Origin of the sequence: Kingella oralis (assembly GCF_014054985.1) — a bacterium.
In the GTDB taxonomy this organism is placed as follows: domain Bacteria; phylum Pseudomonadota; class Gammaproteobacteria; order Burkholderiales; family Neisseriaceae; genus Kingella_B; species Kingella_B oralis.
The window spans coordinates 430,551-455,681 of record NZ_CP059569.1 but is presented as its reverse complement, the minus strand read 5'-3'; the positions used below and the strand labels follow the sequence as shown (position 1 = coordinate 455,681).

Here is a 25,131-nt window from a genome sequence, read left to right as displayed (position 1 = left end):
TGCCCTACTCTCTTGCGTTGGTTATTCGGCTTTCGGCGTGGTTTCGGTTTTTTGACCGGGGCGCGTTGCCATCAGCGTGTGCAGGCGGCGGTTGTCGGCGCGGGCAACGTTAAACAGCAAATCGCCCAGTTGGACTTTCTCGCCGCGCACGGGCAGATGCCCCAGCTCGTGAATCACTAAGCCGCCGATGGTGTCGGCTTCTTCGTCGCTGAAATCCGTGCCGAAGTATTCGTTGATGGCGGCGATTTCAGTGGTGGCTTTGATGCGCCAACGCTCGGCGGACACGGGGAAGATGTTATCCGCGCTGTCGTCTTCGTCAAACTCGTCTTCAATTTTGCCCACAATCTGCTCAATCACGTCTTCAAACGTTACCAAGCCTGAGATGCCGCCGTATTCGTCCACCACAATCGCCATGTGGTTGCGCTGGGTTTGGAAGTCTTTGAGCAGGCTGTTGAGCGATTTGCTCTCGGGCACAAACACGGCGGGGCGCAGGATGTGTTCCAGCTTGAATTGCTCGGGGTTGAGCGTGCATTTGAGCAGGTCTTTGGCGTGCAGGATGCCGATGATGTGGTCTTTGTCTTCTTCTATCACGGGAAAGCGCGAATGGGCGGTGTCCACGGCGTAGGCGATGATGCGGTCTATGCCGTCTGTGGTTTTGATAACGTCCATTTGGGCGCGGGTCATCATGGCATCGCGCACGGATAGTTGGTTGAATTTGAACAGGTTTTCTAGGCGCAACAGCGTGTCGTCGTCCAAGCTGTTTTGCGCTTGGGCTTGGTGCAGCAAATCCAGCCATTGGGCGGGGGTTTCGGGGATGCCGATGCTGCCTGAAACGCGGTGGAACAGGCGGTTGAACAGGGTGGGTTTGGGTTGGGGGGTGGTGTCGTCCATAATTTTTGATTGCGGTGGTTAATGGGTTTCAGGCTGCCTATTGTTTCAGGCTGCCTGCAATTGGTCGCGCACTTTCATCAGCGCGAAGCCGAGCAGGTTCAAGCCTTGCCATTGCAACGGGTTTTCGGCGCGGGGGTCGTCTTGCGCCAAGCCGATGCCCCCAGATGCTGTCCACAGGGCTGGCTTCCACGAGAATGCGCTCACCCGTTTGCAGCAAAAAGGTTTTTAAATCGGGGTGTTGCGAAAATTTGGCGTGGTTGGCGCGGCACACAATATCAAAGCGGTGGGCGTTCCAAATATCGTCTTGAAAGCCGATGATTTGCCGCCCAAGGGCTTTGGCTTGCGCGGGGCTGCCCGCCTGCAAGATTTGGCAGCGGATGTCGTCTGCGCCAAACAGGCGGGCTTTTTCTGCCATCATGTAGTGCTCGGCGGTGGCGTAGCGCTCGCCGTCCAGTTCAAACGGGGCGGGATACCATTGGCTGAACACGGCTTCGTCGGCGATGCCTTTTTGCTTGGGCGTGTGCCCCCAGAAGTAAACGTATTTGAGCTTGGCTTTGCGCTTGAAGGCGTCTTGCAGGGCGGCGAGGTCGTAGAGAGCGGGCATGGGTTACTCCGTTGGGGGTGTTGGGGCGTTTGCTGAACGTTGCGGCAGCCTGAAAATAACGTGCATGCAAGGGGCGGTGCAAACTGCGCTGCTTGGGGCTTGGTTAAACGGCGCATGGCAAGCCGCGCCATCGCCGCTTACTTCAAAGGCAGCCTGAAAAGCATCCATGCGGTTGCCTGCGCAAATGCAATTCGGGTTGGCGGCTTTCTGGTTTGCCTACGTTATTTCAGGCTGAAATCTTTGCAAAACCTGCCACCGATGGCGCGGCGGCTCACCGACATCTTGGCAAACCCGCCATGCTCTGTTTTATCAGCCATTTGGCGGCGAGCCGCCGCCGCTCCATTTTAGGTTTCAGGCTGCCCTATTTTCAGGCTGCCTATTGCTTCCCCGCGCAGGCGCAACCGCAGCCGCAGCCGCCCTGTTCGTTTTCAGGCTGCCTTGTGGCTTCGCTTTCCGCTTCGCTACCTAGCGGATATAAATCCAATTTGGCGAGCAAGGCGCGGTCGCCGCTTTCTTCGGGGTTGGGCGAAGTGAGCAAGGTATCGCCATAGAAAATGGAATTTGCGCCCGCCATAAAACACATCGCTTGCATGGCTTCTGGCATATTGGCGCGCCCTGCGGATAGGCGCACATAGCTTTGCGGCATGGTAATCCGCGCCACGGCAATAGTGCGCACAAATTCTGTCCAATCCAAATCGGGCACATCGGCAAGCGGCGTGCCGTCTATTTTGATGAGCTGGTTAATCGGCACGCTTTCAGGCTGCGGGTCTAAATTAGCAAGGCTAGCGATTAAGCCTGCGCGTTCGGCACGGGTTTCGTTCATGCCCACAATGCCGCCGCAGCAAATTTTTAGCCCTGCTTCGCGCACTTTGCCCAACGTGTCCATGCGGTCTTCGTGGCGGCGGGTGTGGATGATGTCGTTGTAGCGGCTGGGGTCGGTGTCTAGGTTGTGGTTGTAGTAATCCAGCCCCGCGTCGTGCAGGCTTTGCGCCATGCCTTCGTCGAGCAGGCCGAATGTGCCGCAGGTTTCCAGCCCAATTTCTTTCACGGCGCGCACCATGTCGGCAAGCTGGGGGATGTCTTCGGGCTTGGGACTGCGCCACGCCGCGCCCATGCAAAAACGGCTCGCGCCGCGTTTTTTGGCGATTTTGGCGAGGGCAACCACGTCGTCCACTTCCATCAGCCCTGTTTTTTCCACGCCTGTGTGGTAGTGCGCGGATTGCGGGCAGTATTCGCAATCTTCGGTGCAGCCGCCTGTTTTCACCGACAACAGCGTGGAAAGCTGCACGGCGCGGGGGTCAAAGTGTTCACGGTGCACTTGGGCAGCCTGAAAAACCAGTTCCAAGAATGGCTGGTTAAACAGCCCTTCCACTTGGCATTTGCTCCAATATTGGGCGGTGGGGTGCGGCTTGGGCGCAACGGCGCGGCGCAGGGCAACGGGGCGTAGGTAAGTCATGGGGTTTCCTTGTAGATTGGGTTTTCAGGCTGCCTCTGGGGGCGGCTAGGGCAAAATTGGCATTTTGGCTTGGCTAAACGGCTTTCAGGCTGCCTATTCTGCCTATTTATTCATACGGATTGGCAATGCCCAACTGCGCCAGCAATCGGGTTTCCAACGCTTCCATTTCCTCGGCTTCGTCGTCGTTGATGTGGTCGTAGCCCATCAAATGCAACGTGCCATGCAGCACCAAATGCGCGTAGTGATGCGCCAGCAGCTTGCCCTGCTCGGTGGCTTCGCGGCGCACCACTTGCGGACAAATGATTAAATCGCCGCGCAGCGTATCATCTTGCGCGGGCAGCATCATTTCGCCCTCGTTCAGCGCAAAGCTCAACACATTGGTGGCATAGTCTTTTTGGCGATAGTCGCGGTTGTAGGCGCGGGCATCGGCTTCGTCTAGCAGCAGCAACGAGATTTCGGCGCGGTGGTATTCGTGTTTCAGCGCGTGCCAAATCCATTGGTAAAACTGGCGTTCGCTGGGAAGATTGCGCTCGCTGCTTTGGTTGTCAAAGGCAAAGGCAAAGCGTTGTTTTTGGATGGCGAGAAAGGGGAATTGTTTGGCTTGTTTCATGGTTTTGCGGATTGGGTTATGTGGATAAAAAGGGCTGGCGGTTAATAGCATAACGATGGGCAACAGCGCAAGGTGGTTTCAGGCTGCCTCTGGTTATTTTTTGCCAGCGCACAGCTTGCGAGCAAGCCGTAGGGGACGCGGGGAGGCTTTTCAGGCTGCCTTATAGTGCGCCCGCGTTGAGGCAGCCTGAAAAATTAAGAAATACCGTCATTTCCGCGCAGGCGGGAATCTTGTTTGATGTTCAGGAATTATTGTAAAAACAAAACGTTGTTGCAGTTTAACCAAGATTCCCGCCTGCGCGGGAATGACGGAGAATTTAACATTTCTGGTTTGATTTTAGGTTTGCAAAGGTTTTAGCCTGAAACCAGCCACGCCCAAACGCGGGCGCGAATGCTGAGGCAGCCTGAAAACCCCATCCGCGTTTTCAGGCTGCCTACCGCGCGATCATTCCTGCCCCAAAAGCTGCTCACGCGTGAGCAAAAACACAAACCCGTCGCCGCCGCTGGTTTCCAGCCACATAAACGGCAGTTCGGGATAGGCGGCTTCCAGCGCGTCGCGGTTATGCCCAATTTCCACCAGCAACACGCCTTTGGGGTTCAGAAACTTCGCCGCCTGCAACAAAATCTCGCGCGTGGCATCCAAGCCGTCTTCGCCGCTGCCCAACGCCAATTCAGGCTCGTGCAGATATTCGTTGGGCAACGCCGCCACGCTCTCGGCATCCACATACGGCGGGTTGGACACAATCAAATCGTATGTGCCTTCCAAGCCTTCAAACAAATCGGTGTGGATTAGGTTCACGCGCTCTTGCAGCCCGTAATCTTCCACGTTAACCGCCGCCACTTCCAGCGCGTCCAAGCTGATGTCCACTGCGTCCACTTGTGCGGCGGGGTAATGGTCGGCAATCTGAATCGCCAAACAACCGCTGCCCGTGCACAAATCCAGCGCGCGGTGCACCAGCTCGGGATACTCAATCCACGGCGCAAGCGGCTCGCCCAGCAGCTCATACACAAACGAGCGCGGCACAATCACCCGCTCGTCCACATAAAAATCATATTCGCCCTGCCAAGCCTGATTGGTCAGATACGCCACAGGCACGCGCTCTTCCACACGCCGCTGCACCAAAGCCAGCACCGCTTCGCGCTCGCTCGGTAGCAGCACCGCGTCCAAATAAGGTTCCAGCGTATCCAGCGGCAAATGCAGCGTGTGCAAAATCAAATACGCCGCCTCATCGTGCGCGTTGTCGCTGCCATGCCCGAAAAACAAACCCGCTTCGTTAAAACGGCTCACCGCAAAGCGCAACATATCGCGCACCGTTTTCAGGCTGCCTAAGGCTTCGTTAAACAAATCGGGCGCGTGTTGCCCGTTTTCAGGCTGCCATTGCGGGTTAGATGCTGTGTTAATCATTGTCAATAAAAATGTTAAGCAAACGAAAAGACCATTATAAACGAATGTGCCAACAAATAAAAAACCGCTATAATCGCGCCCTTTCAATCCAAGCAAAAAAGGCAACACAAATGAAAAAACACGCTCTTGTTTTAAGCATCATCGCCGCTTCGCTCGCTTTGACCGCCTGCAACCAAAACGCAGGGCAACCCAAAGCCGCATCAGGCGCAGCCGCCCCCGCCGCAGCGTCATCCGCATCAGGCGCAGCATCTGCGCCCGCTTCTGCCGCGCCCGTTGCCGGCTTAGAAACCGAAAGCAAACAGCTGGGCTACTTGCTGGGCTACCAATTTGCCATGAGCGCCCAGCTCGACACGCTGAAAAAAAGCGGCGTTGACGTGGATACCGAAGCCCTTATCAAAGGCATCAACGACCAAATGGCAGGCACGCCGTCGCAATTAAACGAACAGCAAATCCAAACCGCTATCGCAGGCGTGCAAAAGAAAATGGACGAATTCGCTAAAAAACAAGCCAGCGAAACCGCAGCCGCCGGCGAAAAATACCTGGCAGACAACAAAGCCAAAGAAGGCGTGAAAACCACCGAATCCGGCCTGCAATACAAAGTAACCAAAGAAGGCACCGGCGCGCAAGTTGCCAAAGGCGATTTGGTAACCGTGGAATACGAAGGCCGCCTCACCGACGGCACCGTGTTTGACAGCACCAAAAACCACAACAACCAACCCATGGACGCGCCCGTTGTGGACGGCGCGTTTATCCAAGGCTGGGTGGAAGGCTTGCAGCTGATGAAAGAAGGCGGCGAATACACGCTTTACGTTCCCGCCAAACTGGCTTACGGCGAACGCGGCCAAGGCAGCATCCCCGCCAACTCTGTTTTGGTGTTTGACATCAAAGTGAACAAAGTGCAAAAAGGCGAAGGCGAAAAATTGGTAAAACGCGCCCAAGAAGCACAAGCCAAACAAATGCAGCAACAAATGCAACAAGCGCAACAGCCTGCCAAAAAATAAGCGTTTTAACGGCAGCCAACCGCTTTTCATGCCACGAAAAGCGGTTTTTCTTTTAACCGCGCCGCAACTTTTCAGGCTGCCTTGTTTTCAGGCTGCCTTATGGCCGCGCAAAACCTTTGCAAAACAGCACACCGCAGCAAAAGTTAAGCCACGCGGCAAGATGCTAACAAAACTTAAAAAACGCTTACATTACTTCCCAAACATCAGGTAAAATCCGCCAGTTGTTTTCCCGCCATCAACTCTCACAGGAATGCTTAACCAATGACCACAAAAACATGGCTGTCTGCCGCTTTCTCATGCCTCACCCTATCGCTTGCCGCTTGCGGCGGACAAAGCAACGCCCCTGCCAACCACAGCGCATCCCATCCCGCACCCGCCGCCGCATCAGGCGCATCAGGCACAGCCGATGGCAACGGCAGAGTGCTGCGCGTGGCGGGCAATGCTACATTCGCCCCGTTTGAATCGCTGGACGAAAACAAAAAAGTAACAGGCTTTGATATTGACCTGATTAACGCCATGGGCGAAGCGGGCAATTTCAAAGTGGAATACAAAGACCAACCGTGGGAAAGCCTGTTCCCCGCATTAAGCAACGGCGACGCCGATGTGTTGGTGTCAGGCATCACCATCACCGACGAACGCAAAGCCACCATGGCGTTTAGCGAACCTTATTACCAAATCACCCAAGTGGTTTTGGTGCCGCCCAGCAAAAATGTGGCCAAGGTAGAAGATTTGAAAAAACTGCACAAAATCGGCGTGGTAACGGGCTACACAGGCGATTACGCCGCGCAAAAAATCTTCGGGCCGACCAGCGAGCAAGTAGTCCGCTTTGACAACGTAGGCCTGCTCACCAAAGAAGTGGAAAACGGCGGCGTGGACGCAGGCATTTTGGACAACGCCGTTGTCGCCCACTACATTAAAAACAACAGCAGCAAAGGCTTCAAAATGGTCGCCCTGCCCGACTTCCCCGCCGAACACTACGGCATGGCGGTTCGCAAAGACGATGCCCAAACCCTCGCCCTGCTGAACGACTCGCTCGCCAAAGTGCGCGCCAGCGGCAAATACGCCGAAATCGAAGCCAAATACTTCGCTACAGGCAAATAAGCCCGTTTCCCATTAAAAATCGGCGCGACCGCAAGGCTGGTTTATTCCCGGCCCGCGCAAAAAACAACGCAGCAGCCCTATCAACGAGATAACAATCCATGATAATTGCCGATACGCGTTTTTAAACCCAAACCTTTTGACGGCTTGCCCCCGTCAAAAGGTTTCTGCGTTTCCCCAAGCAAGGGATTTTCAGGCTGCCTAAACAGCCTGTGGGATGAAACAAGCATAAACCCGCGCAGCCGCATACAAGGCAGCCTGAAAACCGCATCCGCCGCCATCCGCTCCTTAGTCTCGCGCGCAAGAAAAATGATAGTGCGTGCAAACACCGCTTCATACCTAACAACCGCAGCCTGAAACGCCAAAAACCTTTTCAGGCTGCCCTTGCAATTCCCAATCCCAACCACCATATCCCCGAAAACTTTTCGCCTGAAAGCCAAATGCGCTATCGCAGGCAAAACCCGCTATCCGCCCCCATTGCTGCACCAAAGAAGCAGAGCATCCCCTATCCAACACGCGGATAAATCACCCTTATCGAGTGCCCCCTATGTCTGAAAAACACCTCCCCGAACAAGAAAACGAAGAAACCCTCAGCAACGACAACCGCCCGCTCACCCCAGAAGAGCAACGCGAACGCCTGCGCCGCTTAATCATCCAAGGCAAAGAGCGCGGCTACATCACCTACGCCGAAATCAACGACGCCCTGCCCGACGACATGTCCGATGCCGAGCAGATTGACAACATCGTCAACATGATTCAAGGCTTGGGCATCCAAGTAACCGAAGAAGCCCCCGATGCCGACAGCCTGCTGATGAACGACAACAGCACCGCCATCACCGACGAAGATGCCGTTGCCGAAGCCGAAGCCGCGCTCTCGCAAGCCGATTCCGAATTCGGGCGCACCACCGACCCCGTGCGCATGTATATGCGCGAAATGGGGCAAGTGGATTTGCTCACCCGCGAAGACGAGATCAAAATCGCCAAAGAAATTGAAAACGCCTTGAAAAACATGATTCAAGCCATTTCAGCCTGCCCCGGTTCAATCGGTGAGATTTTAGATTTAATCAACCAAATCAAAAAAGACGAAATCAAAGTGGACGAAGTGGTGGAAGCCATCATCGACCCCAACGAAGTCTTGCTCAACGAACTGGGCTTAGGGCATCTGGAAAGCAGCCTGAACAGCCATCAAGCCGCATCCGGCGATGAAAGCGACGAAAGCGACGGCGACGAAAGCGGCGATGACGACGACAGCGAAGGCGACAGCGCCGCCATAGAAAGCCAAAACTTGGAAGAACTCAAAGCCCAAGTTTTAGACCACTTCAAACAAATTGAAAAAAGCTACAACCTGATGATTCGCGCGTTAGACAAAAGCGGCAGCAGCAGCGCAAAATACTTGGAACATCGCGGCAACATCGCCAACAAATTGCTTGAAGTGCGCTTTTCCACCCGCCAAATTGAAAAATTGAGCGACAGCCTGCGCTCGCGCGTAGAAAAAATTCGCAAGCTAGAACGCGAAATCCGCGACATCTGCCTAGACCGCGTGAACATGGACAGAGACCATTTCATCGCCCACTTCCTGCCCAACGCCACCAATTTGGACTGGATTGAAGAAGAAATCGCCAAAAAACGCGCATGGAGCGAAACGCTCGACCGCTTCCGCCATGCCATTTTGGAAAAACAAACCGAAATGGCCGAGCTGGAACAGCACGCGCGCGTATCCATCGCCGAGCTGAAAGACATCAGCAAAAACATGGTGAAAAGCGAAAAAGAAACCGCCGCCGCCAAGCAAAAAATGATTCAGGCGAACTTGCGTTTGGTAATTTCCATTGCCAAAAAATACACCAACCGCGGCTTGCAGTTCCTTGATTTGATTCAGGAAGGCAACATCGGCTTGATGAAAGCGGTGGACAAATTCGAGTACCGCCGCGGTTATAAGTTTTCCACTTATGCCACTTGGTGGATTCGCCAAGCGATTACGCGCTCCATCGCCGACCAAGCGCGCACCATCCGCATCCCGGTTCACATGATTGAAACGATTAACAAAATGAACCGCATTTCGCGCCAATATCTGCAAGAAACAGGCGAAGACCCCGATTCTGCAAAACTGGCGGAATTGATGGAAATGCCCGAAGACAAAATCCGCAAAATCATGAAAATCGCCAAAGAGCCGATTTCCATGGAATCACCGATTGGCGACGATGACGACAGCCACTTGGGCGACTTTATCGAAGACGTGAACAATGTTGCGCCTGCCGAAGCGGCGATGTATTCGAGCCTGCGCGAAGTAACCGCCGGCGTATTGGAAAGCCTGACCCCGCGCGAAGCAAAAGTGTTGCGGATGCGCTTTGGCATTGATATGAACACCGACCACACGCTGGAAGAAGTGGGCAAACAGTTTGACGTTACGCGCGAGCGCATCCGCCAAATTGAAGCCAAAGCATTGCGCAAATTGCGCCACCCTACGCGCTCCGATAAGCTGAAAAGCTTCTTGGACAGCGAAGAAGGAAAATAATCGCGCAGGGTTGCGGATTCTCAGAACCTGTATTCATAATGTGAATACAGGTTTTTTGTTTTTCATTCTTACCGAAGGAGCAAACCATGAGCGCATTCACTCAAACGCTGACCCTTGCCAACGGCACCGCCATCCCGCAACTGGGCTTTGGCACATGGATGATTGACAACGCCGATGCCGGCCCTGCCGTTCAGGCTGCCTTAGCGGCGGGCTACCGCCATCTAGACACCGCCCAAGATTACGGCAACGAGCAAGGCGTGGGCGCAGGCATTCGCGCCAGCGGCATCGCGCGGGAAGAGATTTTCCTCACCAGCAAATTGCTCGCACAGCATAAAAATTATGCCGATGCCCAAGCCGCGCTGGCGCAATCGTTTGTGGATTTGGATGTGGATTACATAGATTTGATGCTGATTCACGCGCCGCAGCCGTGGACGGATTTTCGTGAAAGCAATCATTATTTTGAAGGCAACTTAGCGGCATGGCAAGCAATGGAAGAGCTGTATCACGCAGGCAAAATCCGTGCCATCGGCGTGTCTAATTTTGAAGAAGCCGATTTGCAAAACCTGCTAGACCATGCCGAAGTGCAGCCTATGGTGAATCAGGTTTTGGCGCACATCAGCAATATGCCGTTTGCGTTGATTGATTTTTGCCGCGCCCGCCGCATTGCCGTGGAAGCCTATTCGCCGCTGGGACACGGTGTGATGCTGCGCAACCCCGCGCTTGCCGATATCGCCGCGCATTACGGCGTATCCGTTGCCCAGCTGTGCATCCGCTATTGCTTGCAGCACGGCTTAATCGCCCTGCCCAAAACCGCCCATCCCGCTAAGATGCGCGAAAACGCAGCCGTAGATTTTGAGATTAGCGCGGCGGATATGGCGGCGTTGGATGCGCTGCCCGCCATTGAACATTACGGCGAAGTCGCCACCTTTCCCATTTACGGCGGCAAAAAGCATTTGGACGGGACTTATACGGCGCGGTATTTTAATCGGCGGGATTTGTTGAAATAGCGAAAAGGCAGCCTGAAAACACCCAATTCTGTTTTCAGGCTGCCTTTTGCTATGTATCAGTATCAATCCCCCATCGCCGCCAACAATTCCGCCTGATGCTCGGCAATCAGCGCGCTGGTGATTTCGTCCATATCGCCGTCCATCACAAAATCCAGTTTGTGCAGGGTGAGGTTGATGCGGTGGTCGGTAACGCGGCCTTGCGGGTAGTTGTAGGTGCGAATGCGCTCGCTTCTATCGCCGCTGCCGATGAGCGATTTGCGTTCGGCGGCTTCTTTGGCGTGGGCTTCGCGTTTTTGAATGTCGTTGAGCCGCGCGGCGAGCACTTTTAGGGCTTTTTCTTTGTTGGTGTGTTGGCTGCGCCCGTCTTGGCATTCTACGACCAGCCCTGTGGGCAGGTGGGTGATACGCACGGCGGAGTCGGTTTTGTTGATGTGTTGCCCGCCTGCGCCTGATGCGCGGAAGGTGTCTATGCGTAAGTCTTTGTCGTTTAATTCTATTTTGGCGAGTTCATCGGCTTCGGGCATCACGGCAACGGTGCAGGCGGAGGTGTGGATGCGCCCTTGGCTTTCGGTGGCGGGAACGCGCTGCACGCGGTGGCCGCCGCTTTCAAATTTAAGTTTGCTGTACGCGCCCAAGCCGACGAGGCGCACGATGACTTCTTTGTAGCCGCCGAGGTCGCTTTCGCTGGCGGAGACGATTTCGGTTTGCCAACGGTTGCGCTCGGCGTAGCGGGTGTACATGCGCAGCAGGTCGCCTGCGAACAGGGCGGCTTCGTCGCCGCCTGTGCCTGCGCGGATTTCTATAAAGATGTTTTTGTCGTCGTCGGCGTCTTTGGGCAGTAGCAGTTTTTGCAGCTCTAAGTCCAGCCGCTCGATGGTGTCTTTGGCAGCCTGAATTTCCTCAAAGGCAAAGTCTTTCATTTCGGGGTCGGACAGCATTTCTTGTGCGTCTGCCAAGTCGCTTTGCGCTTGGGTGTAGGCGTGGTAGGTGTCCACGATGGGCGTGAGCTCGGCGTGCTCTTGGTTGAGCCGGCGATAGCTGTCCATGTTTGCAGTGGCTTCGGGCGAGCCGAGCAAGGCGGTTACTTCTTCTAGGCGGTGAGATAGGTTTTGCAGTTTGGATTGGATGGATGGTTTCATGATTGGAATCTGGTTTTCAGGCTGCCTGAAAAGGGTTGAAAAAACGGCGAATTATACGGTAAACAGCGGATATTTGCTTTTCAGGCTGCCTATCTCGCGCAGCGCATAACCGCCCTGCCCTGCGGCAGCCTGAAAACGCAGCCCATCACCATGCGCCCATTTTTAGGCTGCCTTTGCCGCTGCTATCAAGGCAGCCTGAAACTCACTATAATAGCCCCCATTTTCAAACGCTTAACACAAACCGAATTCATGAAAACATCTGCCGCTCTGCTGCTCAGCATCGCCCTACTCGCGCCGCAAATCGCCCCCGCCGCCAACGAAACACCCGCCAATGCCAACGCCCAGCTAGACACCGTGCGCGATGCCATCGCCGCCACGCAAAAAGACCTCGCTGCCAAGCAAGCCGCACAACGCCGCGCCGCGCAAATCCTGCGCGAAACCCAAATCGCCATCGCCAAAGCCCGCCGCGAGCTCAACGAGCTTACCCAGCGCGAACAAGCCGAATGGCAAAAACTCACCGCCCTGCAAACCACCCTATCCCAGCTGCAAACCAACATCAGCAACACCAAAGCCCAAGTTGCCCAACTGCTTGCCAACAACTACAAAAACCCCCAGCCCGCCGCCGTAGCCCTGCTGCTCAAAAGCAGCGATGCCAACCAAAAAAGCCGCTTTCTCACCTACACCCGCCACATCAACCAAGCCAACAAAGCCCTGATTGACAAACTGGTACAACAGCAAACCGAGCTCAACACCCAAGAGCAAGCCATCAACACCGAGCTCAAACGCATAGAACAACTCACCGTCCAGCAACGGCAAAAACTCAAAAAACTCGGGCAAACCCAAAGCCAAGCCCAAGCCAACAGCAACCAATTAAGCAAAGACATCACCGCCCGTCGCCAGAAACTTGCCCAACTGCACGCCAACGAACGCCAGCTTAACCAAGTGATTGCCAACATCGTTGCCAAGCAAAACGCCCAACGCAAAGCCGAAGCCGAACAGCGCGCGCAAGAAGCCCGCAAACGCGCCCAAGATGCCGAACAACACGGCGGCAAGCCCAAATCCACGCTCACGCGCGAAGATTTAAACCTGCGCCCCAATCAATCCAGCCGCGCCGAAACCCCAGCCGAAGCCGCCAAACCTGCCGCCCAAAAACCCCTGCGCGGCATCATGCCCGCATCGGGCAACATCATTGGGCGCTTTGGCACCGCCCGCCCCAGCGGAGGTACATGGCGCGGCATTTTCATCGCCACCGCGCCCGCGCCCGTGCGCAGCATCGCCGCAGGCACGGTGGTTTACACCGCCAACCAAGCGGGCTACGGCAATATGATGATTATTGACCACGGCAACGGCTATATGTCGGTGTATGCAGGCTTATCCAGCATCAGCGCCAGCAACGGCAGCCACGTTGGCGCAGGGCAAACCATCGCCACCAGCGGCACGCTGCCCGCAGGCGAGCAAGGCTTGTATTTGGAACTGCGCTATCGCAATAAGATTATGAATCCGCTGGTTTGGCTGCGCTAGGCGCGCATGGCAAAGGCAGCCTAAAACGGGATGAGCGTTTTCAGGCTGCCTTTATTGCGTCGTGTTTTGTGTATCGTTGATTAAAATAGGCGGCAACGAGAGCCGTGTACGAATAGTGCATACGGGCATTGGCAACGCCGTATCATGGTCTGTTTAATCAACTGTATTTCAAGTTTCGTCATAATCAATCGTTACCGTTTGCAGCGTTTCATCAGCAAATTCAACCATCAAATAAGCATCGCCCAAATAAACATCGCCCGCGGTAACGGTGGTAACGATGCGCCCGCCGCCGCAGTCAAACACCAGCGAATACACTTCCAGCGCGTCAAACCAATCTTCATCCGCTTCCTTGTCGCGGTATTCGGCAAAGCTCTGCACCAACGCCAAACACGGGCTGTCGTTATATGCCGCCATCAGTTTTTCCGCAGGATAGTCCGCCAAACGCCGTACCATCTCGGCAACCCGCGCCAAATAGGGCGTGGCAGGTTCATCGGCATGGATAAAAATTTCCACTTCGCTGCCGCGCACGGTTTTGTTGAACACGGTAACGGCGCAGTTCAGATGATAGCTTGCGCCGTTGTCGGCGGTGATGAAGTTGTCCATGCGCGAGCGCACGGCGGGAATGCGGCGGCGCAGGGTGCGGATGTCTTTGTGTAACCGCGCGCTCGTTTTGTCATCATTTTGCATTTATTTTGTCATTGTGGCGTATGCCAAAATAAGTGCAAATTTGATTGATGCAATCACAATAAAAAAGCCCCTTTCGTGGCTTTTATCACAAGAACTTGCTGATTACAATTAATGCTGCTACTGCGGTTATTAAGCCTGTCGCAATCATTATCGGCTAATAATTCATCACCACCAACTCTCCGCGCTTGCCTCTGCTTTCAGCTTGCCTGCCCACCGAATACGCCAGCTCCAATTCCACCACCTTAAATTCAGCAAATAAAGCACGAATATCAGGGTGGTCGTTGATGCTTAACATCATTTTGCCCTGCATACTGCGCATGGCTTGGGCAAGCTGTTCGTATTCTGACCAATCAAACCCGCGCCCATAGTCTGCGGTTTGCCAGTAAGGCGGGTCGGCGTAGAAAAAGGTGTGCGGGCGGTCGTAACGTTTCAAGCAGCTTTGCCATGTTTCGTTTTCCACAAACACTCCGCCGAGCCGTTGCTGCGCGGTGTACAATTTTTGTGCCACGGTGGCGGCATTCCATGCTTTGCTGGTGGTGGCTGTGCCATAGTGTCGCCCAAATGGTTTTTTACCAAATGTATTGTATTGCAGATAAAAGAAACGCGCCGCGCGTTGAATGTCGGTTAAGGTATCGGGCGGCGTGGCTTGCAGTTGAACAAAGATTTGGCGGCTGCTCAACTGCCATGCGAACTGGCGCACAAATTCGTCAAAATGATGCTGCACCACGCGATAAAGATTCACCAAATCGCCGTTGATGTCATTCAACACTTCGCAGCGGGCAGGTTTGTCGCGCAGAAAAAACAAAGCCGCTCCGCCTGCAAACAGCTCCACATAACAACTATGCTCGGGAAATAACGGCAGCAAATGCTTGGCTAAACGGCGTTTGCCGCCCATCCACGCGATAATGGGCATGGGTTTAGTGTCTGTCTGTCTGTCTGTCTGTCTGTAAAAATTGTTGCATGCTGTTTTCCCTTGTCAAACGGTTTTTCTAAATTTTGTTGCATAAATTGCCTTTCTCGTTGCTCAAATTTCCTGATGTCAGGACTTTTCTTTTGTTGTTTCAGGCTGCCTGAAATAAATCCGCCAACGCCTGCGGGCTATACTTTTAAGGCTGCCCCAATGCCTTTTGACGATAACCCTCCAACTGCCAAAGTTTCTCAAACGCATTGTTGTAGGCAATCTCACGCCCGATTTGCGCGTCAAAATTTTCAGGGCTGATACAAGCACTTTCGCCTGTTACCACAAATCCGCTTTTCAACGTCAAAACACAAATCGTCAATGTGGAATTTTCATGGCGGATATATTCTGATTTTTCAATCAAATTTTCCAAATAAGTTTTAGTCAATGTTTTCATGGTTAATCTCCAAATAAAAGTTACTTAAACAAAGTTCAATCTTGCTTGCAAAAAGCAAACGATTGATTTAAAAAGTTTTTACAGTTGCCGAAACACCTTGCTTAAAGACATTCAGCTTTTCCAGGCAGCCTGAAATAAATCCGCCAACGCCTGCGGGCTATACTTTTCAGGCTGTCCCAGCCCCAACGCTTTGGCGCACCACTCCGAGCAAAACCATCTCTGCGCAACCTGCCGCACGGGCAACACCACGCCCAACGCGCCGATATAGTCATATTTCGCCCCTTGCGTGGTTTGATACAGCGCCCACACTTTTTCATGCGTCTCCGCATCGCGGATGGGGATTAAATCCCATTTGTCGGCAGGCAGCAGCATGGTTTTGCTGCGCACGCCGCCGTCGCGCAGGCTGGCGGAATAGCAGTGATAGTCATCGGTAAAACCATGCTTAACGGCAATCTCGCAGTGGCTGTACTGCCCGCGCGTGGCGATCCGCACCGCCCAATCCATCAACCGCTGCCACAACTCGCGCGGCGATGTGCCGCGTTTGCGCCCTTTGTAGAGTGCCAAATAAACTCGCGTCATCGCCTAACCTCCCATTTCAGGCAGCCTGAAAGTCAGCTCAATCGCCGCTAAATCATCCAACGTTTTTGCCTGCTCAATCAGCACTTGCAACGCCTGCCGTTGCCCCGCCACGCCCGCCGCCAGCGTCTCATACTGCTGCGTTTTGCGCAGCGCGGCACGAATTAGCGTGATGCGGTCAATGCCGCGATGCTGGGCGATGCCATCCAACACAGGGGTCGGCGCGTTGTCATCATCTGCCCATGCTCGCGCTTCAGCTCCCTGCATCGCCCACGTTTCCTGCTCAAAGGCGGGGACAATATCGGTTTTGGCGTACTTATCCACAAACGCCTGCGCTGCGTTGGCAAGTTCCGCCAGTTTCGCATTTTGGGCAGCCTGAAACGCCGCTTGAACCGCTTGGGCTTGCTTGGCTTTGTCCACCACCCAAGCCTTGCCGTTCCATGTATGCGCAGGCGATGGGCGGGGAATAATGGATAAATCCGCGCCAATGTGCGCCCCCGTGTTGAGCGCATCCAACAACGCCTGATGCTGTTGCGCATCAATTGCCTGCGCGTCCTCGGGTATCTGCGCCGCGCTGTGGATTTGGTCGTCAAAAAACGCCTGCGCGCTGTGCGAGTAATAAATCATGGTTAATCTCCCGTAAAAACATCAATGTCCGATGGCAAACCAAAACAATTCCTGCTCGCCAAACGTGCCGTTTTCGGAAAAGCCAACATGGATGGAGCTGTTTTCCAGCCAAGCCACATGCGCCGATGCCACGTTATTGCCCTGCACAGCGCCGCCGATGGAAATAGTCGCCTGCGCGTTAAGGTTGGCGTTGGGAAATGAGATGGGCATCCATACCCTGTAAAAGCCGTCGCCCTGCACCCTTAATCTGCCCCATTGCAATATCAGCCCACCCGGCAAACGCTGATAGCCGTTTTGCCCGAACGAATTGCTAGCAAAATGCCCGTCAAACACAAAATCGCCCAAGTCGGTGCTGTCCACCGTGGCTTTGAGCCGGTTACCGCTCCACCCGATTTTGACTTGGTTGCCCGCGTTTTGCCCGATGCCCGCACCGCTGCGCACAAAGCCCTCGTGCAGCCAGCCGTAAGCATTGGTCCACACGGCATGGTTGTACACGCTCAATCCGCTTATCCTGCGGTCGGCGTTGGTCGCACCGGGTGGCGTAACCGAAAAGCGCAGGCTGTATTGCCCGTTGCCGTCGGAAACCACCTGTATGCCCCCGCGCGGAATGTCGCGCACATAAGCGTCAAAAAAGACGTTTTTGCCCTCGGCAGGCTGGTTGGCGATAAAGCCCACCCAGTCGTTGGCGTACTGGACTTTAATCGGCGCGCCCGAGCTAAGCCCCTGTGCGAAATCTTTATAGCCCGTGATGGTTTGATTGGTAGATAAAGTAACGCCGCTGTTGCCGTCCAGCTTGCTCTCGGCAAGCACCTTGCCCTGCGCGGCGGATAAAGCGGCGGTGGTATCATTGCTGTTGAGCGCGTCGATGAGCCTAACCACGCCTGCCAGCGTGTCGGTGGCGCGCTCAATTTTATGGGTATGCCCTGTTGCGCCATTGGCCGTTTGGTTTTCGGTATCGCCCGACAGCGTGGCAGGGTTGGTGGCATCGTTTGTCAGTTTTTTAAGCGCGTTGAGCATTTGGTTGCGCTGCGCCTTATCGGGGGTCAAGCCGCCCGCGCGCACCACCTCCAATATTTCCGCCTGCACTTGGTTGAGCCACCAAGCGGGCAGAATGGTGCCCAACTCGGTCGTGCCGTTGCCGTCATGAAATTCGTTGTCTTGGGTCTCAATTGCTAACATGCTTATCCAATCCTTTGTTTTATAAAATTTAATTAACCTGTATAGGTAAAACGCACGAAACTGTGCGCGGGCTTTAAATCCTCAAACACGCGCTCGATGACGTTGTCGCTAAAACTGCTCAACCGCTCGCCCGCGCAGCTCGCCCCCGCGCAAAACCGCCACACCGTCTGCGTGCTCGCCGCCACATTGACCACCCACACCCACATAATCTCTTCGGGAGCAAGCCGTTCGCCCGCTCGGTTGATGCCCACGCGAAACGGCTGCGGCTCGTCAATCGTAATCGTGTAGCCCGCGCTTTGCGCCAGCTGGATAAAATAGGGAATGCTCAACCCGCCTACCGCGTTGATTTTGAGCAACACCGCCGATAGCCGCGCCGCATAAGGCTTGCCTGCATTGGTTGTCTCCAAGCCCAACACCCGTTCCCAATCCGCCAGCAACGCGCCCGATGTGTCGGGCAAACACGCCCCTACCACCGCTCCCGCGCTGCGTGCCACCCCATCCAACACCTGCGCATCAATCTGCGCCTGCTGTCGCACCCGCGCCCCACCCCGCGCATAAGACACAGGCGGCAGCAAGCCCAGCAACACTTCCTGATAATTCATGCCATCCGCTCCATGTTCAGGCTGCCCAATTTAAACCATTCAATCTTGTTCACCGTGTCGGCGGTCAAATTGGCACGCGGTGCCAGCAACACCCTATCCACCACCCCCGCAGCATTGCTGATTACCGCTTCCAATTGCGACACCACCACGTCGTCGGCGGGTATCAGCGCGTCAAAATAAGCGTCCAAGGCAGCCTGAATTTCGCGCTGCGCCGCCGCCCAATCCGCGCCAGCTAGCTTAACCCGCACGCGCACATCCACCCGCGTAATATCAGGCGCAAGCACGCGCACATTTTTGGCGGTAACAGGGCGCACCGCATCAATATAGTTTTGCACCGCCGCCAAGGTTTCCGCGCTGGGCAATTGATTGGCTGATGTAATCGCCACATCCACCGTGCCCAAGCCGCGCCGCAGCGGGTAAACATAGGCGCTGGATACGCCATCCACACTTAACGCCCAGTTTTTATAATCGTGCCGATTACCACCTGCGGGCGGACGGCGGATGCGCTCCAACAAGCGCGACAACAGCGAAGCATCGTTTTCCACATCCGTGCCGCCTGTCGCCGATAGCATCACATCGCTGCTGATGCCCGCGCTGGCTGCCATCAATTGCCCTGCGGTGGTGTCGCAATTGCCCTGCTCGCCCGCCTCTGCCGCCGCAATCGGCACACGCGCGCTTAAATCGCTGCCAATAGTCGCCTCGGCGGTGGTGGCGTAAAAACGGTTGCCCAGCTTAATCTGCACCCCCGCTGCCAATACCGCGCCCGCTGTGCCCGCCAGTGTTGCCGTGCCGCCTGCGCGGGTTGCCGCACGGCGCGTAATCCCGCGCAATACCGCGTGTCGCTCCAAATAATCGGTGTCTGCCGTGTCGGGGAAGATTTGCCGCGTTATCCACGTTTGATGCGCGTATTGCCCCGCCGCGCAAGAAGCCAAGCGCGAAGCGTGCACATAATGGTCGCTATCGGCGCTGATGTCGGCATCGGGTATCAGCGATTGCGTGTCGCGCAAAATCGCCGCGCGAATGGTGTCAAAATCAGGGGGTGTAAACATGGGTTTAAAATCTTTTTAAAAACGGTTAAACAGGCGTTTTCAGGCTGCCCTACACAATCGGCACACGGTGGTTATAATCAAAGCCGCCTTGTGCCGTCTCCACGCGGATGCGCAGCAGCAACCAGCCATTGTGCGGCTGCGTGGCGGATACGCTGATTTGCCGCGCTCGCCCATCGTCCACAATCGGCTGCAAGGCTTCCATTGCATACTGCTCTGCCAGCAACCCCACCCGCGCCACATCTTTTTCTCGCTGCAAAAGGTGCAACAGCGAGCCAATGCTTTTATCCGCCCACCATGTGCCCAGCGGCGTGCGCAAGCGGATATACACCGCGTTTTGCAGGTTTTTAACGGCGCGCCCCGTGTAATCGCCGGTTAAAGGGTTCAATTCTTTATCCATACTGGCATCATACGACGCAGCAAAGCAGGGCAGGCAGGCGCACCGCTTCGCCCCAAAAAAAGGCAGCCAAAACGAATAAACCGTTTCAGGCTGCCTCTGCTTGTTTCCATCCATGCGCTATTGCGCCGCTCCCGTTGTGCCACCGCTGTCGCCCGGATGCGTGTGTTGCTGCACCGATATATCCCCCGCCACCACATCGCCCGTGGTTTTCAGGCTGCCCTCGATGCGCACCGCATCGCCGCCTTCGCCGCCCGAAATGGCTAAACCGTTTTGCCCTGTGATTTGCCCTTTTGCTAACACCTGCGCACTTGCCTCCACCAGCGGGCTATCAATCCGCACCTTTTGGCTGGCGCGAATCACCAAATTATCGCAGTCCATCTCAATCAACCGCCCCTGCTTCAACACAATGCTGCTGCCCGATTGGTCATACACCGCCACCTCGCCGCCTTGCAAATTTTTCACCCGAAAACTGCCATGCTCGCTGGCAATCACAATGCCATGCGTGGTATCGCCGCCCAAAGGCAACACAATCATCTCGCTGCCAGTAGGCGCATGGCTGGTAAAGCCAAATTGCTGCAATTGCTCCACATCTTGCAGTGTTTCATCGGCTAAACCCTGCACCTGCACGCGCTGAATCGGCTCGCCCGATTGCGTTGCCGCCACCTTGCCGCGAAATGCCTGCCGAATCCCATCTTGCACGCCCCGCGCCACCTGCGCGGTTCGCTTTGCCAATTTTGCCAAACTCATCTGCTTTTCAACTCCTCGCCCTTATCCTTGCCCCGCGCCGTTTTGCGCTTGCCCTTGCGTTTGCGCGCCCGCTCCGCTTTTTTCGCATAGGCATCGGGTGTCCACACGCCATCTTCTTTTAGCCGCAGCTCCGTTTGCGTGCCACCCATGCGGCTCAACATCAAACGCCGCCCCATCACAAAGAAAATCGCATCAATGCCTTCTTCCTCGTCAATCAAATGCACGCGCTGCCCCGCCGCCCACAACACGCCCGCCACCGTTTTGTGGTCGCCCACGGTAACCGTAATCGTCAAGCCTTCCAGCTTCCAATCTGAAAGCTGTTTTTTCGCCTGCCGTTTCAAGGCTTCCAAATTATCCGCATCCGCCACCACCACCGTTTTCGGCTTGTGTAAAGGCATAGACGGGTCTTGCCACACCCATTTCAAATCATGCTTCGCCGCATTGCCGCTTCTGCCGTGCGATTGCGCCAAAAAGGTTACTTCCGAAAAGCGATTGTCCACATCGCGCTCAATATTGATGCGCTCCACATTGCGGCGGTTATCGTTTCTGCTCCAACACAAGGTTGCCACAGGTTCAGACGAATAATCCGCCCCGCCCACCGCCAGCGTGCCATCCGCTTCCAGCCATACATGCAAGCCCACCGAGTTCGCCACATGGCTCAACGCCTGCCACGCGCTTTCGCTCGGCTCAATATCCACCTTATCCAGCGTGGGGTTGTTTTCCGCTTTCAATACCACGCGGGGCAGATATTGCCTCCACGGCGCAACCAGCTTTTGCACCGCCGCCAGCACCGTCATGCCTTTTACATTCACTTGCGGCGCAGAACAATCCACCAGCAAGCAAGCCAAATCGCGCCCTGTTAAGCGCAGCGAGCGGCTGCCCTTGTCTTTCTCATCGCGCTGGTTGCCGATAATGCCTGTGAGCACCGTTTCGCCGTTAATCACCACTTCGCAGCGTTGCCCTGTTAAATCGGGGATTTGCCCCTGTGTTGCCGCCACGCCCAGCTCAAAATCAAAGCCATCGGCAGGAATCAAAAAATCGCTGTCAATATCGTAGCTTTGCCATGTGCGATGCTCCATGCCGCCAATGCGCAGCACAATTTGGTTGTCATACAAATTATTGGGCGTAGCCATTCATGATTTCTCCTGTTTGGATAAAGCAAGGATGGCGCAGCTGCGGATTAAGCCGTATCAGCTCATCCGCGCGATTAATCTCGCCATACCAAGCAAACGCCAATTGATGCACCGTACCGCTTAACGGCGCAGGGCGCGCAATCAACGGCGGTTTTTGGTTCAGCACGGCAATCGCCAGCAGGTTTAAATGCGCCGCCGCATCACGCAGCGTTTCCACCACGGCATACACCGCATCATAAGCCTGTGTCTTGTCGGGCATCGCCGCCAGCGTGGTGCGCAAGCGGGCAATTTCCGCCGCCGTGCGCTGCCGCACCGCGCGGTTGATGTGCCACACATCGGGCGCGGTCATGCGCTCGCCATCGTGTTCCAGCAGCAACAAGGCAGCCTGAAACATCGTGTCCAACGCCATCAAGCGCAACACTTGCCCCACCTGCGCCCGCTCTGCCCAATCGCTGCCACGGCGTGTGTTGCTGTTTGCAGCCACTGCCATGCGCTGCTCCACCGTCGCCACCGCATCCGCCGCGCGCAGCAGCGCATCAAAACGGCTTTTCGCGCTGCGCACATCCGCCGTGTGCACCGCGCCATCTGCGCCAATCGCGGCAGCCTGAAACAAGCCCGCCTGCACCATATTGCGCATATCGCGCCACAGCCTTTTACTGCCTGCGCCATCGCCCGCGCCGCCGCCCTCGTGCCCGCCTAATCCCAAACTCCCCACATCAAACAAATCGCGCAACGCCGCCCACGCGCCCCTTGCCGCGCCGGCAAAGCCAAACGTGCTGCCGATTAGCGCGCCGACGCTTTGTTTTGCCATGGTGAGCGCATCAATCCAGCCATCCAATGCCGCGCGATAAGTGTCAATCCGCGCGATTAGTCGTTCAATCGCCATCAAAAAGGCGTTTTCAAACACAAAAATCTTTTGCGGCTCGCCGCTTTCGCGAAACGTGATGCTCAACGTGGCATAGTCCACATTGTCTGCGTCGTGGTGAAAGTGCCAGCTCGCTGCCATCATGTTTTGCAGCCGCCCCCACACAGGATGCACCAACACCCCCGCGCCGCGTTCCATCAACGCCTCCACCAGCGCATTCAAGCGGCTATGGTAGCCCTTGCCCCAAAACACCGCTTCCACTTGCACCTGCCGCCCCGTGCTGCCCATGTCTTCCAGCCACACGCCATCGGTAAACGGGCGCGCGTGTTCCACCAACGCCTTGCCGTCTTGCTCATCCAATGCCACCACATCAAAGTGCACATCCCGAAACGACGCATCTTGCAACACCGTATGCCACATACTCATTGTCCCGCTCCTCGGTTAAACATATTCACTTGATGGCGCGACACGTTTTCCGCAATCACGCGCCCATCCAGCTGCACATGCACATTGTTTTGAATGGTTTGGTTCAGCCCGCCCAGCGTGCCGTTAATCGCATCCAGCTTGCCGCCCACCGTCGCCGTATCCGCCGCCAAGGCAGCCTGAAAGCTCGCCGTTTGCGCCTGCGTGGCGGTTTGATATGCCGCCGTTTGCTGGCTAATTACCGGCGCAAGTTTTTCCGCAGATTCGGCGCGCGCGGCAGCAGCGTTATTCGGCTGCCCAAAGCGGATCACATTAGGCTGCTTGCCTCGCTGCGCCTGTGCCCGTGCTAACAGCTCGCTTTCGCCCGCGTTCAGGCTGCCTGAATGCAGCAGCAAGCCTGCTGCGCCCCATTTGCCCAGCGTGGTCGGATTGCCCGCCACCGCCCCCGCCAAGCCCTTGCCCGCATTGCCCAGCCAACTGCCCGCGCCGCGCACCACGCCGCCGATTGCCTGCCCTGCGCGTGTTGCTGCCACCGAAGCCTGCGCCCCACGCGCGGCAAACCAACCACCCACGCTTGCCGCCGCCCCGCGTAGCCAGCCGCCCATGCGTCCCATCGCCCCACCTGCGCCGCCGCCACGCCCCAGCATTGCCATTGCCCCTTGCGCCAATGCCGCCGCGCTCGCTGCCGCTGCCAATGCCTTTAACGCCTCGGTGGCAACAGGAAACTGCGCCGTCAATTGCGCCAGCTTGGTTTCGCCCTCGGCAACGGTGGCGAAAAACTGCGAACTTTGCAGGCTCAATTCCTTTTCCGCCTGCGCCTTTTCCTGTTTTGCCGCCTCGCCCAACGCCATAAACTGGTTTTTGCCGCCGATCACATCGGTTTTATTGCCCATCAAGCCGTCAAAATACTGGCGCATCTGCTCGGCATCCATCATCGCATTCAAGCCCGCCCGCGCCTGCATATCAGGCATCAGTTTGCTCACCATAAACGCCTGCATGGTCGCCATTTGCTGCTGCGCCAGCTCGTCGCCCTTATCCGCCCGCGCTTTGACAGCCTGAAAGCCCTTGTCCTTGCTCAACAGCGTTTGGGCAAAATCCGCCAACACCTGCACTGCGTTTTTGCCCTGCTTTTGCCCTTCCAACACCATCTTTTGCCAATCCGCCTTGCTGCCCGACGTTTTCAGCAACTTGTCCATGCGTTTGGTGGTGTCGGCGGATAAGGCTTTTTGCAACACGTTTTTAACATTGTTCGCCGCCTCGTCGGGGCTGCCCGCCTTGTTGGATGCGGATTGCAGGGCGGAGAGCAGATACGCCAAGCCCGCTTCGCCGCCAAAACCCGCCGCCTTGGCATCGGGCAGCAGCGCGGGCAAATCGCGCACCATGTTGGCAATCTCAAACGTGCCCTGCATGCCCGATTGCGCCGCCATTTGCGATGCCTTCGCCACATCCAGCCCGTTATCAGCAAAGGTTTTCGCCAGCTTGGCGGCGGCTGCGCCATCGTATTGCCCGTTTTCGCCTGCCGCGCGTGCCATCGCGTGCGTTGCCGCTGCGTTTTTTTGCACATCCGCCCAGCTCATGCCGTTAGCCAGCATCCCCGATAGCGTATCCAATGCCAAATCGCTGCTGCCACCGTTTTGCTGCACCAATGCCAGCGCAAGGGCTTTGGTTTGCGCCATGCCCTCGCGTTGCAGCCAAGCCGTATCCGCGCCGCGCGTTTCGCCATGCGCCGCCCAAGTAACCTCGCGCAAGCGCATATCCAAAGCCTTATAGCGTTCTACTTCGGGGCGCACCGCCGCATAAGCTGCCGCGCTGCCCGCCGCCACCGTTGCCGCCCCGCGCCCAAGTGCGCCCATTCGGCTGCGCCAGCCGCCCGCGCCCTGCCGCAGCTCATCGTTCAGCTCGCGGATGCGGTTGCGCGTAGCCGTTGCCGCGCGGGCTAAATCGTTGTGCGAAGCGCGCCCTCTGCGGGCAAGGCGGTTATAGGCGGCTTGGGTTTGGGCGATTTCACGGCGAATCTCGCGCTCGGCGCGCACGCCTGCGATTTCATAAGGGCGATTGGCGCGATTGCGGGCAGCTTGCGCCCTGTTAAGCCGCGCCAATTCCTCTTGTGTTTGTTGCAATAAGCGTCTTGCCCCGCCATCGCGCGCCGATAGGGTCAACGACAAATTCATATTGCCATTTGCCATAAAAAATAGCCTTTAAACTTAAATTAACTCATGGTTAATTATCGTTTAAAGGCTAGATAGGG

Annotated in this window: 25 protein-coding genes; 6 read left to right on the top strand and 19 right to left on the bottom strand. The window is 55.9% G+C overall.

Annotated elements, in window-relative coordinates:
* Positions 1–21 precede the first annotated feature (21 nt).
* Entirely contained in the window at positions 22–891 is an 870-nt protein-coding gene (locus H3L93_RS02430) for a CorC family transporter (protein WP_003797374.1), read from the bottom strand.
* Positions 892–928: 37 nt separating this feature from the next.
* A complete protein-coding gene (gene ybiA, locus H3L93_RS02425; protein WP_003797375.1) occupies positions 929–1,495 on the bottom strand; it encodes a riboflavin biosynthesis intermediates N-glycosidase in 567 nt (188 codons plus the stop codon).
* A gap of 99 nt (positions 1,496–1,594) precedes the next feature.
* Here ybiA and H3L93_RS02420 point away from each other — a divergent pair, with 99 nt between their 5' ends.
* Positions 1,595–1,843, top strand: a complete 249-nt coding sequence (locus tag H3L93_RS02420) for a hypothetical protein (protein ID WP_155803172.1) — start codon at positions 1,595–1,597, stop codon at positions 1,841–1,843.
* A 28-nt stretch (positions 1,844–1,871) separates the two neighbouring features.
* On the opposite strand, the gene bioB is transcribed toward H3L93_RS02420, so the two are convergent.
* The 3 genes from bioB to prmB all read right to left on the bottom strand — a co-directional run bounded on the left by bioB (position 1,872) and on the right by prmB (position 4,863).
* Positions 1,872–2,951, bottom strand: coding sequence for a biotin synthase BioB (gene bioB / locus H3L93_RS02415; protein WP_003797377.1), 1,080 nt, complete (start codon positions 2,949–2,951; stop codon positions 1,872–1,874).
* Between the two features lie 106 nt (positions 2,952–3,057).
* Complete coding sequence (gene ybeY, locus H3L93_RS02410) at positions 3,058–3,561, bottom strand: rRNA maturation RNase YbeY (RefSeq protein WP_003797378.1); 504 nt, start codon at positions 3,559–3,561, stop codon at positions 3,058–3,060.
* 444 nt (positions 3,562–4,005) lie between these two features.
* A complete protein-coding gene (prmB, locus tag H3L93_RS02405; RefSeq protein ID WP_425484985.1) occupies positions 4,006–4,863 on the bottom strand; it encodes a 50S ribosomal protein L3 N(5)-glutamine methyltransferase in 858 nt (285 codons plus the stop codon).
* A 212-nt stretch (positions 4,864–5,075) separates the two neighbouring features.
* On the opposite strand from prmB, the gene bamJ reads away from it, so the two are divergent.
* The 4 genes from bamJ (at position 5,076) to H3L93_RS02385 (ending at position 10,583) form a co-directional block, all read left to right on the top strand.
* A complete protein-coding gene (bamJ, locus tag H3L93_RS02400; RefSeq protein WP_040558766.1) occupies positions 5,076–5,966 on the top strand; it encodes a BamJ family beta-barrel-assembly machinery protein in 891 nt (296 codons plus the stop codon).
* Positions 5,967–6,227: 261 nt separating this feature from the next.
* A complete protein-coding gene (locus H3L93_RS02395; protein ID WP_003797383.1) occupies positions 6,228–7,067 on the top strand; it encodes a basic amino acid ABC transporter substrate-binding protein in 840 nt (279 codons plus the stop codon).
* Positions 7,068–7,611: 544 nt separating this feature from the next.
* On the top strand, positions 7,612–9,576 hold the full coding sequence (gene rpoD / locus H3L93_RS02390) for an RNA polymerase sigma factor RpoD (protein WP_003797385.1): 1,965 nt from the start codon (positions 7,612–7,614) through the stop codon (positions 9,574–9,576).
* An 86-nt stretch (positions 9,577–9,662) separates the two neighbouring features.
* A complete protein-coding gene (locus tag H3L93_RS02385; RefSeq protein WP_003797386.1) occupies positions 9,663–10,583 on the top strand; it encodes an aldo/keto reductase in 921 nt (306 codons plus the stop codon).
* A 62-nt stretch (positions 10,584–10,645) separates the two neighbouring features.
* On the opposite strand, the gene prfA is transcribed toward H3L93_RS02385, so the two are convergent.
* Complete coding sequence (gene prfA / locus H3L93_RS02380) at positions 10,646–11,722, bottom strand: peptide chain release factor 1 (RefSeq protein ID WP_003797387.1); 1,077 nt, start codon at positions 11,720–11,722, stop codon at positions 10,646–10,648.
* Between the two features lie 150 nt (positions 11,723–11,872).
* Here prfA and H3L93_RS02375 point away from each other — a divergent pair, with 150 nt between their 5' ends.
* Positions 11,873–13,243 (top strand): peptidoglycan DD-metalloendopeptidase family protein, encoded by a 1,371-nt coding sequence (locus tag H3L93_RS02375; protein ID WP_155803173.1) that lies wholly within the window; start codon positions 11,873–11,875, stop codon positions 13,241–13,243.
* Positions 13,244–13,411: 168 nt separating this feature from the next.
* On the opposite strand, the gene H3L93_RS02370 is transcribed toward H3L93_RS02375, so the two are convergent.
* From H3L93_RS02370 to H3L93_RS02310, 13 genes are all read right to left on the bottom strand, one after another.
* Positions 13,412–13,930, bottom strand: a complete 519-nt coding sequence (locus tag H3L93_RS02370; RefSeq protein ID WP_003797389.1) for a hypothetical protein — start codon at positions 13,928–13,930, stop codon at positions 13,412–13,414.
* A gap of 154 nt (positions 13,931–14,084) precedes the next feature.
* On the bottom strand, positions 14,085–14,843 hold the full coding sequence (locus tag H3L93_RS02365; protein WP_003797393.1) for a DNA adenine methylase: 759 nt from the start codon (positions 14,841–14,843) through the stop codon (positions 14,085–14,087).
* 193 nt (positions 14,844–15,036) lie between these two features.
* Positions 15,037–15,285 carry a Gp49 family protein gene (locus tag H3L93_RS02360; RefSeq protein WP_003797395.1) on the bottom strand — a complete coding sequence of 83 codons (249 nt, stop codon included), beginning with the start codon at positions 15,283–15,285 and terminating at the stop codon, positions 15,037–15,039.
* 111 nt (positions 15,286–15,396) lie between these two features.
* Positions 15,397–15,864: a hypothetical protein gene (locus H3L93_RS02355; RefSeq protein WP_003797396.1), complete on the bottom strand. Its 468-nt coding sequence runs from the start codon at positions 15,862–15,864 to the stop codon at positions 15,397–15,399.
* Positions 15,865–15,867: 3 nt separating this feature from the next.
* Complete coding sequence (locus tag H3L93_RS02350) at positions 15,868–16,488, bottom strand: hypothetical protein (protein ID WP_003797397.1); 621 nt, start codon at positions 16,486–16,488, stop codon at positions 15,868–15,870.
* Positions 16,489–16,509: 21 nt separating this feature from the next.
* The gene (locus H3L93_RS02345) at positions 16,510–17,667 is read right to left on the bottom strand and encodes a gp53-like domain-containing protein (RefSeq protein ID WP_003797398.1); all 1,158 of its coding nucleotides are present in this window, start codon (positions 17,665–17,667) and stop codon (positions 16,510–16,512) included.
* Positions 17,668–17,699: 32 nt separating this feature from the next.
* A complete protein-coding gene (locus tag H3L93_RS02340) occupies positions 17,700–18,269 on the bottom strand; it encodes a YmfQ family protein (RefSeq protein WP_003797399.1) in 570 nt (189 codons plus the stop codon).
* A complete protein-coding gene (locus H3L93_RS02335; protein ID WP_003797400.1) occupies positions 18,266–19,318 on the bottom strand; it encodes a baseplate J/gp47 family protein in 1,053 nt (350 codons plus the stop codon). The genes H3L93_RS02340 and H3L93_RS02335 overlap by 4 nt, the downstream gene beginning before the upstream one ends.
* A gap of 49 nt (positions 19,319–19,367) precedes the next feature.
* A complete protein-coding gene (locus H3L93_RS02330; RefSeq protein ID WP_040558768.1) occupies positions 19,368–19,715 on the bottom strand; it encodes a phage GP46 family protein in 348 nt (115 codons plus the stop codon).
* Between the two features lie 117 nt (positions 19,716–19,832).
* A complete protein-coding gene (locus H3L93_RS02325; RefSeq protein WP_003797402.1) occupies positions 19,833–20,462 on the bottom strand; it encodes a phage baseplate assembly protein V in 630 nt (209 codons plus the stop codon).
* Entirely contained in the window at positions 20,459–21,595 is a 1,137-nt protein-coding gene (locus H3L93_RS02320; RefSeq protein ID WP_003797403.1) for a phage baseplate assembly protein, read from the bottom strand. Before H3L93_RS02320 ends, H3L93_RS02325 begins: the two co-directional genes overlap by 4 nt.
* Positions 21,579–22,886, bottom strand: coding sequence for a DNA circularization protein (locus H3L93_RS02315; RefSeq protein ID WP_003797405.1), 1,308 nt, complete (start codon positions 22,884–22,886; stop codon positions 21,579–21,581). Before H3L93_RS02315 ends, H3L93_RS02320 begins: the two co-directional genes overlap by 17 nt.
* The gene (locus tag H3L93_RS02310) at positions 22,883–25,069 is read right to left on the bottom strand and encodes a phage tail tape measure protein (protein ID WP_003797406.1); all 2,187 of its coding nucleotides are present in this window, start codon (positions 25,067–25,069) and stop codon (positions 22,883–22,885) included. Before H3L93_RS02310 ends, H3L93_RS02315 begins: the two co-directional genes overlap by 4 nt.
* Positions 25,070–25,131 lie beyond the last annotated feature (62 nt).

Bases quoted from the DNA above. Each gene is read 5' to 3' on its own strand.
- prfA (WP_003797387.1), bottom strand. From the start codon at position 11,722: ATGAAACCATCCATCCAATCCAAACTGCAAAACCTATCTCACCGCCTA.
- H3L93_RS02395 (WP_003797383.1), top strand. From the start codon at position 6,228: ATGACCACAAAAACATGGCTGTCTGCCGCTTTCTCATGCCTCACCCTA.
- H3L93_RS02310 (WP_003797406.1), bottom strand. From the start codon at position 25,069: ATGGCAAATGGCAATATGAATTTGTCGTTGACCCTATCGGCGCGCGAT.
- H3L93_RS02350 (WP_003797397.1), bottom strand. From the start codon at position 16,488: ATGATTTATTACTCGCACAGCGCGCAGGCGTTTTTTGACGACCAAATC.
- H3L93_RS02360 (WP_003797395.1), bottom strand. From the start codon at position 15,285: ATGAAAACATTGACTAAAACTTATTTGGAAAATTTGATTGAAAAATCA.
- bioB (WP_003797377.1), bottom strand. From the start codon at position 2,951: ATGACTTACCTACGCCCCGTTGCCCTGCGCCGCGCCGTTGCGCCCAAG.
- H3L93_RS02370 (WP_003797389.1), bottom strand. From the start codon at position 13,930: ATGCAAAATGATGACAAAACGAGCGCGCGGTTACACAAAGACATCCGC.
- H3L93_RS02375 (WP_155803173.1), top strand. From the start codon at position 11,873: ATGCGCCCATTTTTAGGCTGCCTTTGCCGCTGCTATCAAGGCAGCCTG.
- H3L93_RS02355 (WP_003797396.1), bottom strand. From the start codon at position 15,864: ATGACGCGAGTTTATTTGGCACTCTACAAAGGGCGCAAACGCGGCACA.
- ybeY (WP_003797378.1), bottom strand. From the start codon at position 3,561: ATGAAACAAGCCAAACAATTCCCCTTTCTCGCCATCCAAAAACAACGC.
- H3L93_RS02335 (WP_003797400.1), bottom strand. From the start codon at position 19,318: ATGTTTACACCCCCTGATTTTGACACCATTCGCGCGGCGATTTTGCGC.
- prmB (WP_425484985.1), bottom strand. From the start codon at position 4,863: ATGTTGCGCTTTGCGGTGAGCCGTTTTAACGAAGCGGGTTTGTTTTTC.
- rpoD (WP_003797385.1), top strand. From the start codon at position 7,612: ATGTCTGAAAAACACCTCCCCGAACAAGAAAACGAAGAAACCCTCAGC.
- H3L93_RS02330 (WP_040558768.1), bottom strand. From the start codon at position 19,715: ATGGATAAAGAATTGAACCCTTTAACCGGCGATTACACGGGGCGCGCC.
- H3L93_RS02365 (WP_003797393.1), bottom strand. From the start codon at position 14,843: ATGCCCATTATCGCGTGGATGGGCGGCAAACGCCGTTTAGCCAAGCAT.
- H3L93_RS02325 (WP_003797402.1), bottom strand. From the start codon at position 20,462: ATGAGTTTGGCAAAATTGGCAAAGCGAACCGCGCAGGTGGCGCGGGGC.
- bamJ (WP_040558766.1), top strand. From the start codon at position 5,076: ATGAAAAAACACGCTCTTGTTTTAAGCATCATCGCCGCTTCGCTCGCT.
- ybiA (WP_003797375.1), bottom strand. From the start codon at position 1,495: ATGCCCGCTCTCTACGACCTCGCCGCCCTGCAAGACGCCTTCAAGCGC.
- H3L93_RS02315 (WP_003797405.1), bottom strand. From the start codon at position 22,886: ATGAGTATGTGGCATACGGTGTTGCAAGATGCGTCGTTTCGGGATGTG.
- H3L93_RS02340 (WP_003797399.1), bottom strand. From the start codon at position 18,269: ATGAATTATCAGGAAGTGTTGCTGGGCTTGCTGCCGCCTGTGTCTTAT.
- H3L93_RS02430 (WP_003797374.1), bottom strand. From the start codon at position 891: ATGGACGACACCACCCCCCAACCCAAACCCACCCTGTTCAACCGCCTG.
- H3L93_RS02320 (WP_003797403.1), bottom strand. From the start codon at position 21,595: ATGGCTACGCCCAATAATTTGTATGACAACCAAATTGTGCTGCGCATT.
- H3L93_RS02345 (WP_003797398.1), bottom strand. From the start codon at position 17,667: ATGTTAGCAATTGAGACCCAAGACAACGAATTTCATGACGGCAACGGC.
- H3L93_RS02385 (WP_003797386.1), top strand. From the start codon at position 9,663: ATGAGCGCATTCACTCAAACGCTGACCCTTGCCAACGGCACCGCCATC.